The organism is Aquabacterium fontiphilum (assembly GCF_009909205.1).
GTDB classification, from domain to species: Bacteria; Pseudomonadota; Gammaproteobacteria; order Burkholderiales; family Burkholderiaceae_C; genus Aquabacterium; species Aquabacterium fontiphilum.
In genome coordinates this window covers 195,915-208,913 of the sequence record NZ_JAAAPN010000007.1, presented here as the reverse complement: position 1 = coordinate 208,913, position 12,999 = coordinate 195,915, and the positions used below count along the sequence as shown (strand labels likewise).

General features: G+C 65.6%; 9 protein-coding genes and 3 tRNA genes. 6 read left to right on the top strand and 6 right to left on the bottom strand.

Annotated elements, in window-relative coordinates; all coding sequences use genetic code 11:
- Positions 1-9: 9 nt before the first annotated feature.
- The 3 genes from GTZ97_RS10285 to GTZ97_RS10275 are packed head-to-tail and all read left to right on the top strand — an operon-like array spanning position 10 to position 4,350.
- Positions 10-1,977 (top strand): O-linked N-acetylglucosamine transferase, SPINDLY family protein, encoded by a 1,968-nt coding sequence (locus GTZ97_RS10285; protein WP_161650495.1) that lies wholly within the window; start codon positions 10-12, stop codon positions 1,975-1,977.
- Position 1,978: 1 nt separating this feature from the next.
- Positions 1,979-3,232 carry an O-fucosyltransferase family protein gene (locus GTZ97_RS10280; protein WP_161650494.1) on the top strand — a complete coding sequence of 418 codons (1,254 nt, stop codon included), beginning with the start codon at positions 1,979-1,981 and terminating at the stop codon, positions 3,230-3,232.
- An 8-nt stretch (positions 3,233-3,240) separates the two neighbouring features.
- Entirely contained in the window at positions 3,241-4,350 is a 1,110-nt protein-coding gene (locus GTZ97_RS10275) for a glycosyltransferase family 92 protein (RefSeq protein WP_161650492.1), read from the top strand.
- A 2-nt stretch (positions 4,351-4,352) separates the two neighbouring features.
- Here GTZ97_RS10275 and GTZ97_RS10270 read toward each other — a convergent pair whose 3' ends face one another.
- The 6 genes from GTZ97_RS10270 to GTZ97_RS10245 all read right to left on the bottom strand — a co-directional run bounded on the left by GTZ97_RS10270 (position 4,353) and on the right by GTZ97_RS10245 (position 10,770).
- Complete coding sequence (locus tag GTZ97_RS10270; RefSeq protein WP_161650490.1) at positions 4,353-5,468, bottom strand: glycosyltransferase family 92 protein; 1,116 nt, start codon at positions 5,466-5,468, stop codon at positions 4,353-4,355.
- Between the two features lie 12 nt (positions 5,469-5,480).
- On the bottom strand, positions 5,481-6,827 hold the full coding sequence (locus GTZ97_RS10265; protein ID WP_161650488.1) for a TolC family protein: 1,347 nt from the start codon (positions 6,825-6,827) through the stop codon (positions 5,481-5,483).
- A gap of 46 nt (positions 6,828-6,873) precedes the next feature.
- Positions 6,874-8,106, bottom strand: a complete 1,233-nt coding sequence (locus GTZ97_RS10260) for an HlyD family type I secretion periplasmic adaptor subunit (protein ID WP_161650485.1) — start codon at positions 8,104-8,106, stop codon at positions 6,874-6,876.
- Between the two features lie 3 nt (positions 8,107-8,109).
- Positions 8,110-10,422, bottom strand: a complete 2,313-nt coding sequence (locus GTZ97_RS10255; protein WP_161650484.1) for a type I secretion system permease/ATPase — start codon at positions 10,420-10,422, stop codon at positions 8,110-8,112.
- A 156-nt stretch (positions 10,423-10,578) separates the two neighbouring features.
- Positions 10,579-10,652, bottom strand: a tRNA-Cys gene (locus GTZ97_RS10250).
- 42 nt (positions 10,653-10,694) lie between these two features.
- Positions 10,695-10,770, bottom strand: a tRNA-Gly gene (locus GTZ97_RS10245).
- A 145-nt stretch (positions 10,771-10,915) separates the two neighbouring features.
- On the opposite strand from GTZ97_RS10245, the gene GTZ97_RS10240 reads away from it, so the two are divergent.
- The 3 genes from GTZ97_RS10240 to rfbF all read left to right on the top strand — a co-directional run bounded on the left by GTZ97_RS10240 (position 10,916) and on the right by rfbF (position 12,994).
- Positions 10,916-11,007 (top strand) — tRNA-Leu (locus GTZ97_RS10240).
- A gap of 194 nt (positions 11,008-11,201) precedes the next feature.
- Positions 11,202-12,224: an FAD-binding oxidoreductase gene (locus tag GTZ97_RS10235; protein WP_161650482.1), complete on the top strand. Its 1,023-nt coding sequence runs from the start codon at positions 11,202-11,204 to the stop codon at positions 12,222-12,224.
- Positions 12,221-12,994, top strand: a complete 774-nt coding sequence (gene rfbF, locus GTZ97_RS10230; protein ID WP_161650480.1) for a glucose-1-phosphate cytidylyltransferase — start codon at positions 12,221-12,223, stop codon at positions 12,992-12,994. Before GTZ97_RS10235 ends, rfbF begins: the two co-directional genes overlap by 4 nt.
- The last annotated feature ends 5 nt before the right edge of the window (positions 12,995-12,999 follow it).

Sequence of the window (12,999 nt, the reverse complement as noted above, 5' to 3'; positions counted from 1 at the left end):
CCGTGCAACATGTCACACACCGCGCTCGCCAACGAACCGCCAGCATCGACCGCCGAGCCGACTTCAGAGCCGATGGTGGCCGATCGAGCCGCCCTGATCCGGGGTGTGGAGCTGCAGGGCCAAGGGCGGGTGGACGAAGCCGAAGTTCTCTTCCGCAATCACCTGCGTGCCGAGCCACACGATCCGATCGCGCTGTATTCGCTCACAGTGATCCTGCTGCAGCGCAAGCAGGCCGAACTGGCGCTGCCGCTGACCGAACGCGGTACCCAGGCCAATCCCGACTTCGCGCCGCTGTGGTTTGCACACGCCTCCGTGCAACAAGCGCTCGGCCTGCGCACCGAGGCGCTCGCCAGCTACGACCGCGCACTGGCGCTCAAGCCCGATTACACCGAAGTGCTGATCAACAGCGGCGCGCTGCTGCGCGAGTTGCACCAGCACGCCAAGGCGCTCGAGCGATTCAACCAGGTGCTGGCGATCAACCCGAACCATGAGTCAGCCATCGGCAACTGCGCCATCCTGCTCACCGAGTTCAAGCGCAGCGAAGAGGCCATCCGGATGTTCCAGCGCCTGCTGGCGCTCAACCCCAAGTACGACTACGGTCTGGGGCTGCTGTGCTATGAGCGGCTGCACGCCTGCGACTGGACCGATTTCGACATCACGGCACAGCGCATCACCGAGGGCCTGCGCGCCGGCGAACGCACCTGCAAATCCCTGGGCCTGATGGCGATTTCTGATTCCGCAGCCGATCACCAGCGCTGTGCACAGCTCTTTGCGCAGCACCGCTTCCCCTTCCGGGGCGAGCCACTGTGGCGAGGCGAGCGCTACCGGCATGACCGCATCCGCATCGCCTACGTGTCACCCGATCTTCGCGAGCACCCGGTGTGTCACCTGATGGCCGGTATCCTGGAGCAGCATGACCGCAACCGGTTCGAAACCACGGCCATCTCGATCGGCATCGACGACGGCAGCCGCCTGCGCGAGCGGATGAAGCAGGCTTTCGACCACTTCATCGACGCCCGAGGCATGGGCTCGCGCCAGATCGCCCAGCTGATGCGCGAGATGGAGATCGACATTGCCATCGACCTGGCCGGCTACACCTCGGATTCGCGCTCGGACATCTTTCTGCACCGTCCGGCGCCGGTGCATGTCAACTACCTGGGCTACCCCGGCACCATGGGGCTGGACATGATGGACTACATCATTGCCGACCCGCACGTGATCCCACCGGAACACCAACGCTACTACGACGAGCGGGTCATCTACCTGCCCGACACCTACCTGCCCACCGACGCCAGCATCCGGCCATCGGAGCGCACACCGACCCGGGCAGAATGCGGCCTTCCGGATGAGGGCGTGGTGTTCTGTTCGTTCAACCACGACTACAAGATCTCACCGCATGTGTTTGCGGTGTGGATGCGGCTGCTCAAGCAGGTGCCGGGCAGCGTGCTGTGGCTGATGTCGCGCAACGAGGTGTCGCAGCGTAACCTGCGTGCCCAGGCCGAAGCGCACGGTGTCGATGCCCAGCGGCTGGTGTTCGCCAAGCGCGTGCCCCTCGTCGAGGACCACCTGGCGCGCTACCGCCAGGCCGACCTGTTCCTCGACACACACCCCTACAACGCCCACACCACCGCTGCCGACGCGCTGATGGCGGGCCTGCCGGTGGTGACCTACATGGGACAGGCCTTCCCGGCCCGTGTGGCGGGCAGTCTGCTGCACAGTGTGGGCCTGAGCGAGCTGGTCACCGATTCGCTGGCCGCGTACGAAGCGCTGGCGCTGGCGCTGGCACGCGACCCCGCCCGCCTGGCCGAGATCAAGCAACGCCTGGCTGCCAACCGCGCCGGCAGCCCGCTGTTCGACACCCGTGGGTTCTGCCGCAACCTGGAAGCCATCTACACCAGCCTCTGGCGCGCCAGCCAGCTTGGCGGGCAGCATGATGCGCTGTGTCCGACATCATCCCGGACGGACAAGGCACACTGACATGGCGCACGCCACCCCCATCGACCCAGCCAAGGACACCGCAGAGGCCGCGCTCGCGCGGGGCAATCTGCAGTTGGCCGAGTTTCTGTGCCGAGACCGCCTGGAGCGCGGCGACGGCGACCTCCTGACCTGGCGCACACTCGCCGAAATCGCCACCCGCGCAGGCGTGCACCATGTGGCAGCCGATTGCTGGCAGGCGGCGCGGCAGATCGCTCCGCACGACCCTGCCGTCCTGGCGGCGTGGCATGCGGCCCGCGTGGCCCAGCAGCGCAGCGACGCGGCGCGCAGCGCACGCTCATCGCCCCGCTACCTGCTGATCAAGGCCTGGGGCTATGGCTTCTGGTCAGATCTGGACCATGTGCTCAGCATGCTGCTGCTGGCCGACCTGACGGGGCGCATCCCGGTCGTGCGCTGGGGCCGCAACAGCCTTTTCCGCGCGCCCGATGCTGACAACGCATTCACCGCCTTCTTCGAACCGGTCTCACCGGCCTGCCTGACCGACCTGCAACAGCCCGGGCAACGCTACTTCCCGGGCAAGTGGTCGGCGAGCAAGCTGGCGGACGAGGATGTGGGCAAGTGGGAGGGCCCCGGCTCGCGCTGTACCGGCCTGCACCTGCTCGGGCGCGACGAAGAAGTCGTTGTCAGCGACTTCCACACCAAGGTGCACGACCTCATGCCCTGGATCCCGGCCGACAGCCCCTACGCTGGGCTCACCCGCTCGCAGATCTACCGCGCAATCGTACAGAAGTACCTTCGCCTCAAGCCCCATCTGGCGCAGCGGGTCGACGGGCTGTGGGCAGAGCGCCTGAAGGGACGCCATTGGCTGGCCGTGCATGTACGGGGCAGCGACAAGGTCCACGAGATCCGCCACCTGCACGAGGTCAACGAGGCTTACTATGGCGCCATCGACAAGATCCTCAGCGTGAATCCCGCCCTGTCCATCTTCCTGCTGACCGACAGCGCGCCCATGCTGGCTTGCTTTCAGGAGCGCTATGGCGACCGCATCCTGTCGCTGGACGTGATCCGCAGCAGCTCGCAGACCGGTGTGCACTACGCAGGCCATTCCGGCGTCGAGGTCGGTGAACAGGTCATCCTCGACGCCTGGCTGGCCGCTCGATGCGATTTCTTCCTCGGCAATGGCGGCTCGAACGTGTCCGTGGGCATCCGGCATCTGAAGTCGTGGCCCGACGGCACCTTCTTCCTGATCGGCGAGGACTTCCTCGGCCAACGCAACAAGACCTTGCACACCTGGTGATCCCTGCCATGCTGCGCATCCATGTTCCCCAGCCCGTGTATGCCCCCCACTCGCACGAGCGACTCATCACACCAGACCTGTGCCGGCTGGACGACCGGGTCCATCTTTTCCCGGCCGTGTATCCGGACTTCGCTGCGCCCCGGCCGCTGCTGTCGCTGAAGCAGGATGGCCAGCCGCTGGATGGCCAGGACATCTGGACGGGCGACCCGATTGCTCACGAATACACACTGAACGCCCCCCACGACCAGCTCGAGATCGCCATCGGCGGTCGCGAGCTCGGCGTATACCGCATGAGCCGGCGGCCGGAGCTGGAGCCCGTTTACCTGACGGCCGCCACGCTCTTCAAGGATGACCTCGCGCAGTTGGCCTCATGGATCGACTTTCACGCCCACCATGGCGTCAACCGCTTCGTGCTGTACTACAACGGCACGCTGGACGGCATCCTGCCTCGGCTCAGTCAACGCGCCGACCTGCTGCAACATGATTTGCTGCTGATCCCATGGCCTTACAGCTACTGGGTCGACGGTGCGCCGCTGGGCAACGAGGCCCTGCTGGCCCAGCATGGTGACGGCACGGACATCTCCACTGTGCGCCTGAACTGGCATCACGCGCAGCACCTGATGCTCAACCACGCGTTGATCTTCCTCAGGGGCACGACCGAGTACATCGGGTTCTTCGATCTGGACGAGTATTTCTCCGTCCAGTCAGGCGACCGCCTGTGCGACTTCATCCGTGCGCATGGTCAGGACGTCTACATCTTCCAGAGCCGCTGGTCGGAGCTGAGCAGCAACCGCGTGCCCGGCTGGGCGGACGACGGCCGCTTCCTGGCGCATGAAGCGATCGAGGCGGCGAGCCAGTGGGAACCATTCCCTCATCGCACGAAGTACATCGCGCGACTCGATCACATCTGCTCCACGCGCGTGCACTATCCACGGCTGACCCGCGCCGCGGCCAGGACGGCCGTGGTTCAACCCGAACTGGCCAGCCTCTATCACTTCCACTGCTTCAGCGGCAAGGCGCCCCGGCGTGGTTTCGTGAATCCCGGCGGCGAGTGGGTGCCCGTGCACGACTTCTGCATGCCACCGGGTCTGGCGCTGCGCGAGGTCAGCGCCGCCTGACCTCAGGCGGTGGCCGCCTCGGCCGCCATGCCCTGAGGCAGAAAATCGGGTACCTCGGCCCACACACCACCGGGCGTGATCAGGTTGCGGCGCGGCGCCTTGCCGCTGAAGCAGTGAAAGTGGTACAGCCCCACCACCTCCGGCTCGACCTTGACCATGCGCGTGCCAGCCATCGTGGCCTTGGGCACGTGTGCCCCCGTGCTCGCAATGCATTCTGGCCGCGCAATGTACTTGGTGCGTGATGGAAACGGCACCCACTCCGGCGCAGCCAACACGGGATGACGGTCGAAGAAATGGCGATCATCGCCCCATGCTGGCACCTCGCTGCCAGGCAACTCTGCCCAACGGCTCTGGAAGATGTAGACGTCCTGCCCGTGGTGGCGGCACAGGTCGGCCAGTGAGTGCACCCCGGTAGCCGGACGAAAGTACTCGTCCAGATCGAAAAAACCCAGGTAGTCCGTCGTGCCGCGCAGCACCACCAGCGCGTGGTTGAGCATGAGTTGCTGCGCGTGATGCCAGTCGCGCCCGCGCTGAGACAGATCGGCCTGGGCGCCATGAACGGCAATCAGACCCTCTGCACCCAGCCCCAGGCCTTCGGCCCAGTACGCGAATGGCCAGGGTACCAGCAGCACATCCCGATCGCGCAGCGCCGCACAGGCCGCCACCTCGGGCAGGATGCGCGCCAACTCGCCGTTGAAGTACAGCACGAAGCGTTCAAACCCCAGCGCCGCATGGTAATCCACCCAGGTTTCCAGCTGGGTATAGTCGTTCTTGAACAGCGTTGCGGCCGTCAGCGTCACCTTGCGCGTCAGGGGCAGCGCGCGCGGCACGACGCGCCCCGCAAACTGGTCATGTAGCCAGATCTCCACCGCCGTCTCTGGCGCCACCGACTGCGGCAAGGTGTAGGCGTAGGCCAGGGTCTCGGGCGCACCCACCACCTCGGCCTTGAGGATTTGCCCACCCACACGCAGCGTCACCGCGTCGACTGGCGCCGCGAAATCGGGATAGTGCGCAGGATAGAGGTGAACCGTCTGGCCCGCACGGGTGCAGTCTGCCGTGATCAGCCGCTCATGCGTGTGCTGACCATACAGAGGTTGCGGCAAATGAACATTCAGCATGGCGATCACCCGTTACGGTTCCTGAAGGCCCAGCCAGCGCGGCAACCCGGGGCCGAGCGCCTGCAACTGCAGTGTAGAAAGCAAGCCATCGTACAGGGCATTGACCTGGGCGACCTGCAGGTTGAAATGCTCGCTTTCTGCCGACATCACGTCAAACAGCGAACGGCGCCCCAACTGCGCCCACTGCTGGATGGTGGCGCGCCGCACCTGCTCGCTGTCGCGCAGGATGAGGGCGTATTGATCGGCCCGTTCGAACGCCGTGGTGGCGGCATCATGCAGCTCGGCGGCCTGGGCTCGCCGTGTGGCCAGCACACCCTCCAGTTGCTCGCGCGTGGCCTGGGCCCGCCGCAGCGCGGCCAGCAACGCCGATTCATCCGCCCGACCGGTGTACAGCGCGTAGCTGACGCCCACGCCGGCCTGCCAGTTGGACACACGCGTCTCGCCCTGCTGGGCATCTGCGCCGTTGACCGACCAGAAGAACTGCGGCTTGCGACCCGCCTCGATGGACGCTGCCAACCGCTCTGCGGCCTCGGCCTGCGCCCGCAACTGCTGCAGCTCGGGCGCTGCATCCACCCCCTGCAGCACCTGCTCGCGCTCAGGCACCCAGCGTGTCACTGCGGCTTGTGGCAGGCGCGTCTCGTATCCGGGGCCCAACAGTTTCTCCAGCCGCAGGCCAATCTGCCGAACCTGAGCCTGCGCGACATCGCGGGCCAGCTCCGCCTGGGCGCGGGTCTTGCGCGCCTGCAGCAGTTCGCTGCCTCGGCCGCGATCCACCGCCACAATCTGCTCAAGCGAGGCGACCAGGCAATCGAGCGACTGCGCATACCGCGCATACACCTGTGCATGGGCGCGGTAACGGGACAGGTCTGCCACCGCGGCCACCGTGGCCAGCATCACTTGCTCGCGCGCGAGGTCGCTGCCGATGCGGGCGGAATCCGCCTGCGCCCGGCGCCACGCTGCGAGCTGGTCCAGGCGGCCCCAGTCATAGAGGCGGCCCGACACGTTCACGCCCAGCGAGGCCGTGTGTGTCGCGTCGCGGCGCTGTCCGTCCACACGCCCACCGGCGCCCACCAGATTGCCTGTGAGGCCGACCTGGGGCAAGCGCCCTGCCTCGGTTTCACGCAGATCATGCTGTGCCGCCTCAGCGAGCAGCCGCGCCGCCCCCCATTCGTTGCTGCGCTCGGCGGCCCGCTCGGCCAGCGGTCGCCACGCGGTGGCCAGATCGCGCTCGCCCACGATGGGCACCACCGGTTCGCTGGGCGTGGCGGCATCAGGCTGCGCTCGCCACAGCGCTTCGCGGCAACTGCTGGCCCAGGCCGTGGTCGTCATCGCGTTCGCGCAGACCATGATCAAGGCCATGGCCATGGTCGTCGCCACCCGCCTCACACACTGATGGGTTGGCACGTCAGCGCTCCCGGAAGGCTTCGCGCGACTTGAACAGCGGCCGCAGCAGGAACTGGAGCACCGACCGTTCCCCGGTCCGGATGTCCACCGTCGCCGTCATGCCCGGCAGGATCGGCAGGGGCTTGCCCTGCGCGCGCAACGTCGAGGCGTCGGCCTGGATCAGCGCGCGGTAATAGCTGCCATCGCTGCCCGGGGACCGGGTCTCGTCCATCAGCGCATCCGGGCTGATGGATTCGATCTGACCCTTCAGCCCGCCATAGGTGTAGTAGTCATACGCAGACAGCTTCACCTCAGCAGGCAGCCCGGTGCGCACGAAGCCGATGTCGGCCGGCTTCACGCGGGCCTCGATGAGGATGCGATCGCCCAGAGGCACGATCTCCATGATGGGCGCGCCCGGCGTCACCACGCCACCCAGTGTGCCGACCTTGATGCTCTTGACCACGCCCCTGACTGGCGATCGCAGCACCGTGCGGGTCAGCACGTCCTGCTTGACCACCATTTGCTCGTCGACCTGGGCCAGCTCGGCCCGGATGCGCACCAACTCGGTCGAGGCATCCTGCCGGAAGCGGTTGGTTCGCTCGGCGATCTGCAGGCTGAGGTCATTGGCCTGGCGGCGCAAACGCATCACTTCCACCTCAGACATCAGGCCCTGGGCCGACATGGTTTGCGCCATGGCCAACTCCTGGTTGACCAGATCGAGGCTGCGTCGATAGACCACCACGGCCTCGTCCAGCGCCCGCCGTCGTGCGGCATAGGCCTCGGTCTCGGCGGCCACCACATCACGCACCCGCTGGACCTCAGGTGGAAAGCGCAGCGCCTGGCCGGTGCTTTCGGCCGTGAGACGCGCCTGCGTGCCCAGCAACGCCACCCGCTTGACCTGCCCTTCGTTCTGCTGTGCCTCCACGCGTGTGCGGTCCAGCAGCAACAACTCCTGGCCGGCCTCGACCACCATGCCTTCCTTGACCTTCAACGTGTGCAGGATGCCTCCCTCGAGGCTGGCAATGACCTGGTCGCGGCCGTCGGCCACCACCTTGCCGGTCGCTCGGGCGACCTGGTCGACCTCCGACACGGCCGCCCAGACGATCACGGCGCCCACGACTGCCAGCATGAGCACCAACGCCAGGTTGCTGCGTGGTGTCGATTCAACCAGTTGGGCCTCCCGGATGCCCGCCAGAAAGCGCGCATCACCCTGTTGCGCCCGGGGCCCACTTCGGCCGATACCAAACCAGCCCATGCCTCAACCCTCCACCGGGGCAGGCACCCCGGCGCCCTGCCCGACCTCTGGCACCTGCGCAGACTCCACTGCTTTGACCGCCGCTTCCGCGCGGTTGGCCACAGGGCGCTGCCCCGCCAGCAAGGCCAGCACCTTGTCCTTCGGGCCATCGATCACGACGCGGCCGCCATCGACCACCACCACGCGGTCGACCACGTCCAGCACCGCAGGCCGGTGCGTCACGACCACCAACGTGCAGTCGTTCACCACATTCTTCAGATGACGGATGAAGCCCGCTTCGGCCTGCGCATCCATCGAGCTGGTGGGCTCATCCAGCAGCATCACGCGCGGCCGGGTGACCAGGCAGCGCGCCAGCGCCACCAGCTGCCGCTGACCGCCTGACAACATCGTGCCCATCTCGCCCACGGGCAGGTCGAACCCGAGCGGGTGCGCTGCAGCGATCTTGTCCAGCCCTGTGAGCATGGCCACCTCATGGAAGCAGGCGGGATCGGCATTGGGACGGTCCAGCAACACGTTGTCGCGCAGGCTGGTGTTGAACAGGCGCGGCTCTTGAGAGAGGTAGCCCACCTGCGCGCGGAAATCCGCGGGATCAATCTGACGCAGGTCCAGTCGATCCACCTCCACATACCCCTCGGTGGGCTGGTACAGACCGGCCATGAGCCGCAGGATCGTGGATTTGCCGCTGCCGATCTTGCCCAGCAGCGCGACACGTTCACCCGCCCGGATTTCGAGCTTCACGCCCTTGAGCACCATGGGTGGCGGCTCGCCCTGCGGTGTGGCGCCCGGGTATGCGAAACGGACGTCGCGCAGCGCGAGATCGCCTTTGAGGTTGGGCAAGGGCAGATAGCGCTTGTCCGGCTCGCGCTCGTCCGGCAGGGCCATCAGCTCATTGAGCGAACGCAGCGCGGCGCGGGCGCCCTGGTATCGGGTGGCCAGGCTCACCACGCTGCTCAGCGGCGCCACCGCACGGATGCTGAACATCATGGCGGCCACGATGGCGCCCGAGGTCAGCGCACCATCGCCCACCAGATGCACGCCCCACACCAATACCGACACAGTGACAATCTGCTGCGACACCATGGTCACGTTGTTCACACCGCTGGCGGCCATGCGGGCCCGCAACGATGACATGGCCGCCGCCGCGTTTGCCGTTTCATACCGCCGCAGGAAATGCCCATGCGCGCCTGCGGCGCGGATGTCTTCCATGCCCTCGACCGCCTCGACCATCACGCCGTGCAGGTCGGCATGCTGTGCCATGTTGGCTGCCATGAGCTTGCGCAGGCCGCTCTGGATGGCCCACGTCAGCCCCAGCAGAACGGGGATGGCCACCAGCGGCACCACCACCAGCGGCCCGGCCACCAGCCATGTCGCCAGCACGAACAGTGCGATGAATGGCAGGTCGCTGACCAGGGTCAGCGTGGCCGAAGTCGAGAAGTCCCGCACCAGCTCGATCTGTGCGAGCCGATGCGCGAAGCCCCCGGCCGAGTCCGGCCGTTGCTCCAGCCGGATGGCCAGCGCCTTGCGAAAGATCAGGTTACCCAGCGCCAGATCGGCCTTCTTGCCTGCGGTGTCAATCAGGTAGCTGCGAATCTGGCGGGCTACCAGGTCAAAACCGATGGCCACGAACGCGCCGACGGCCATGGCCCACAGAGTGACCAACGCCTGGGTGGGAATGATGCGGTCATATACCACCGACGCAAACAAGCCGGTGAACAGCATCAGCACGTTGCTCAGGAATGCCGCCAGCAGCGCCGAACGGTAGTACGGCAGGAAGCGACGAATCGTGCCCCACAACCAGTGGCCATGCCCCAGCCCGCTGTCTCGCGCGGCCTGCCCATCGGCCGATGCGGTGCGCAATCCGGCCAGCAACAGGTAGCCTGAGTAGCGCGCCGTCAGATCCGCCTCGCTGACCACGCGCACGTGGTCAGGATGAGCCGGGTCAAGGATCTCGTACAGGGCGCCCGTGTCAGCTTGCGCGGCAGGCAGGCGCCGCAACAGCACGCAAGCCTGCCCATCCGCCATCAACAGCACCACCGGCAGCAGCACGGACAGCACCTGGCTCGGCGCACGGGCGACGATGGCGGCCTCGAAACCCGCGCTATGCAGCATGGCCACCATCTGCGCAGGCGACACGGGCGACGGCGCCCCCGCCGCATGCAGCAGCGACATGGGAGAGCGATCCACGCCGTGATGACGGCACAGCCATGTCACAGCCGCCAGCAATGGATCAGCCGACAGCAGGTCCGCCGCAGGCGCGGCGTGTTCAGGCAAAGAGGCGGCGGGGCCCTGTGCGTCCAAAGTGTGTGCTCCCAGCACGCGCGGTCATGATCTCCATCGCCATGCCAGCGCTGCCAGCAGTCTCCCACTGCGCACACCGGGGTGATGAGGAAGAAACACGGCGTTTGCGGCGCCAATTCACGCCCACCGAAAAGCACAAACCCCGCTCCGGCAAGCCGAAGCGGGGTTCGAAGGTGGAGGCGCGGGCCGGAGTCGAACCGACCTACACGGATTTGCAATCCGGTGCATAACCGCTTTGCTACCGCGCCGTGTGAAAAAGGGAAGCGCTGGGCTTCCCTTTTTACGCAAACTGGAGCGGGAAACGAGGCTCGAACTCGCGACCTCAACCTTGGCAAGGTTGCGCTCTACCAACTGAGCTATTCCCGCATATCGCCTTGCCTCAGAGCCTTGCTCTGCTGCTTGACTGCGTTGGTGTCGCAATCAGCGAAGACCTGAACTATACACCGTTTTTGAGCCGCTTCGCAAGATGTTGCGCGTCGCCATCATCAGGCCCGGTACACTCAACACCGTCGCCCCGATGGTGAAATCGGTAGACACAGCGGACTTAAACTCCGCCGCTTCCAGAAATGGGGCGTGCCGGTTCGATCCCGGCTCGGGGCACCATCCGGGTAAGCCATGGTTGCGCTGGCGCCACCCCCAGACGCCCCCGAGCGATATAGGCGCACTTGACGCGCTTTTCAGCGTAACGCTCGACGAGGCCGCACCTAAAATCGGTTCCGCTCAAGGCGCGTGGCGAAGTGATGCCCGCGCGCCCATTCCCTACATTGCCGGGGCGGATCGCCCACCAAGAGACTCGCATGAGCTCTATCACCCTCACCTCCGGTGCAAGCTTTGATTGTCCGCCCGGCACCTCTTTGCTCGACGCAGCTGCGACCTCGTCGATCACGTTGCCGTACAGTTGCAAGACCGGGCGATGCAGCACGTGCAAGTGCCGCGTCGTCTCGGGCACGAGCAAGCTCTTGCAGCCTGAGATGGGTCTGTCCGAAAGCGAAAAACAGGCTGGCTGGATATTGAGTTGCGTACGCACGGCCGAGAGCGCCATGACACTCGAGGCGGAAACGCTTGCCGGTGTCACCCTGCCTGCCGTCAGGAACCTGCCGTGCCGCGTCAGCACGCTAGAGCGCGTTGCTCGCGATGTGCTCCGCGTGCGTCTGCGACTACCTCCTACCGCCGATTTCACGTTTTTGCCGGGGCAATACGTGGACATCACCGGGCCAGCAGGCATCAGCAGGAGCTATTCTCTCGCGAGCGCCTCAGTACAGAACAAGACACTGGAGCTGCACATTCGGGCGGTGCCAGGAGGCCTGATGAGCCAGTACTGGTTTGAGCAAGCGCAGCCAAACGACCTATTGCGCCTCAAGGGGCCACTCGGATCCTTTTTCCTCCGACCGGCGGCGGATCGCGACATTGTGCTGCTGGCAACGGGGACAGGTATCGCACCCATCAAGGCCATTCTGGAATCCCTCCCGGGGCTGGACACCTCCGAACGACCACGGTCGGTCACCCTACTATGGGGCGGGCGTAGCGAGACGGACTTGTATATGGACCTGAGACCGATGCTGCTGCCTACAGTGCGATACATCCCGGTCCTATCCAGATCGGACGCCTCTTGGACGGGTGCCCGCGGTCATGTACAAGACGCATTCCTTGCAGAGCCAGCCCCGCTGGACAACATCGTCGTGTATGCGTGCGGCTCGGAAGCCATGATCAAGAGTGCGAGCGAAGCATTTCAAGCCAGAGGGCTGAGCCCCGGACGTTTCCACTCCGACGCGTTCGTCTGTTCCGCCACCCCCACTCCCAACGCAGGATCAGCAACATGAAAGCAGTCATTCTTGCTGGCGGCCTCGGCACACGCCTGAGCGAAGAAACATCTACGCGGCCGAAGCCTATGGTGCCGATTGGCGGCAAGCCCATCCTCTGGCACATCATGAAGCTCTACTCTCACCACGGGATCAACGAGTTCGTGATCTGTTGCGGCTACAAGGGCTATGTGATCAAGGAGTACTTCGCAAACTATTTTCTGCACATGTCCGACGTGACCTTCGACATGCAAGCCAACACCATGCATGTGCATGAGCGCCGCGCTGAGCCCTGGAAGGTCACACTGGTCGACACGGGAGACGATTCCATGACGGGAGGACGCCTTGCGCGGGTTGCAGACCACATTCGCGACGAGGAGGCCTTCTGCTTCACTTATGGGGATGGCGTGGGCGACATCGATATTGGAAGGACACTCGACTTCCACCGATCTCACGGCAAACTCGCGACGCTCACAGCCACTTTTCCGCCGGGCCGATTTGGCGCCCTGGACATCCAAGGTGGGCGGGTGGCCAGCTTCAAGGAAAAGCCGAAAGGCGACGGTGCCATGATCAATGGCGGGTTCTTCGTGCTTTCGCCCAAGGTGCTGGATTACATTGATGGCGATGCCACCATATGGGAACAGGAGCCGCTGATGAGCCTGGCGCACGAAGGTGAACTGATGGCGTTCGAGCACCACGGTTTCTGGCAGCCGATGGACACGCTGCGCGACAAGCACCACCTCGAGGAGTTGTGGGCGAGCGGCAAGGCGCCTTGGAAGCTCTGGGACTGAACGGC

Excerpts from the sequence above, each read along its gene's own strand:
- GTZ97_RS10235 (WP_161650482.1), top strand. The coding sequence starts at position 11,202 with ATGAGCTCTATCACCCTCACCTCCGGTGCAAGCTTTGATTGTCCGCCC.
- GTZ97_RS10270 (WP_161650490.1), bottom strand. The coding sequence starts at position 5,468 with ATGCTGAATGTTCATTTGCCGCAACCTCTGTATGGTCAGCACACGCAT.
- GTZ97_RS10275 (WP_161650492.1), top strand. The coding sequence starts at position 3,241 with ATGCTGCGCATCCATGTTCCCCAGCCCGTGTATGCCCCCCACTCGCAC.
- rfbF (WP_161650480.1), top strand. The coding sequence starts at position 12,221 with ATGAAAGCAGTCATTCTTGCTGGCGGCCTCGGCACACGCCTGAGCGAA.
- GTZ97_RS10260 (WP_161650485.1), bottom strand. The coding sequence starts at position 8,106 with ATGGGCTGGTTTGGTATCGGCCGAAGTGGGCCCCGGGCGCAACAGGGT.
- GTZ97_RS10280 (WP_161650494.1), top strand. The coding sequence starts at position 1,979 with ATGGCGCACGCCACCCCCATCGACCCAGCCAAGGACACCGCAGAGGCC.
- GTZ97_RS10265 (WP_161650488.1), bottom strand. The coding sequence starts at position 6,827 with ATGGCCTTGATCATGGTCTGCGCGAACGCGATGACGACCACGGCCTGG.
- GTZ97_RS10285 (WP_161650495.1), top strand. The coding sequence starts at position 10 with ATGTCACACACCGCGCTCGCCAACGAACCGCCAGCATCGACCGCCGAG.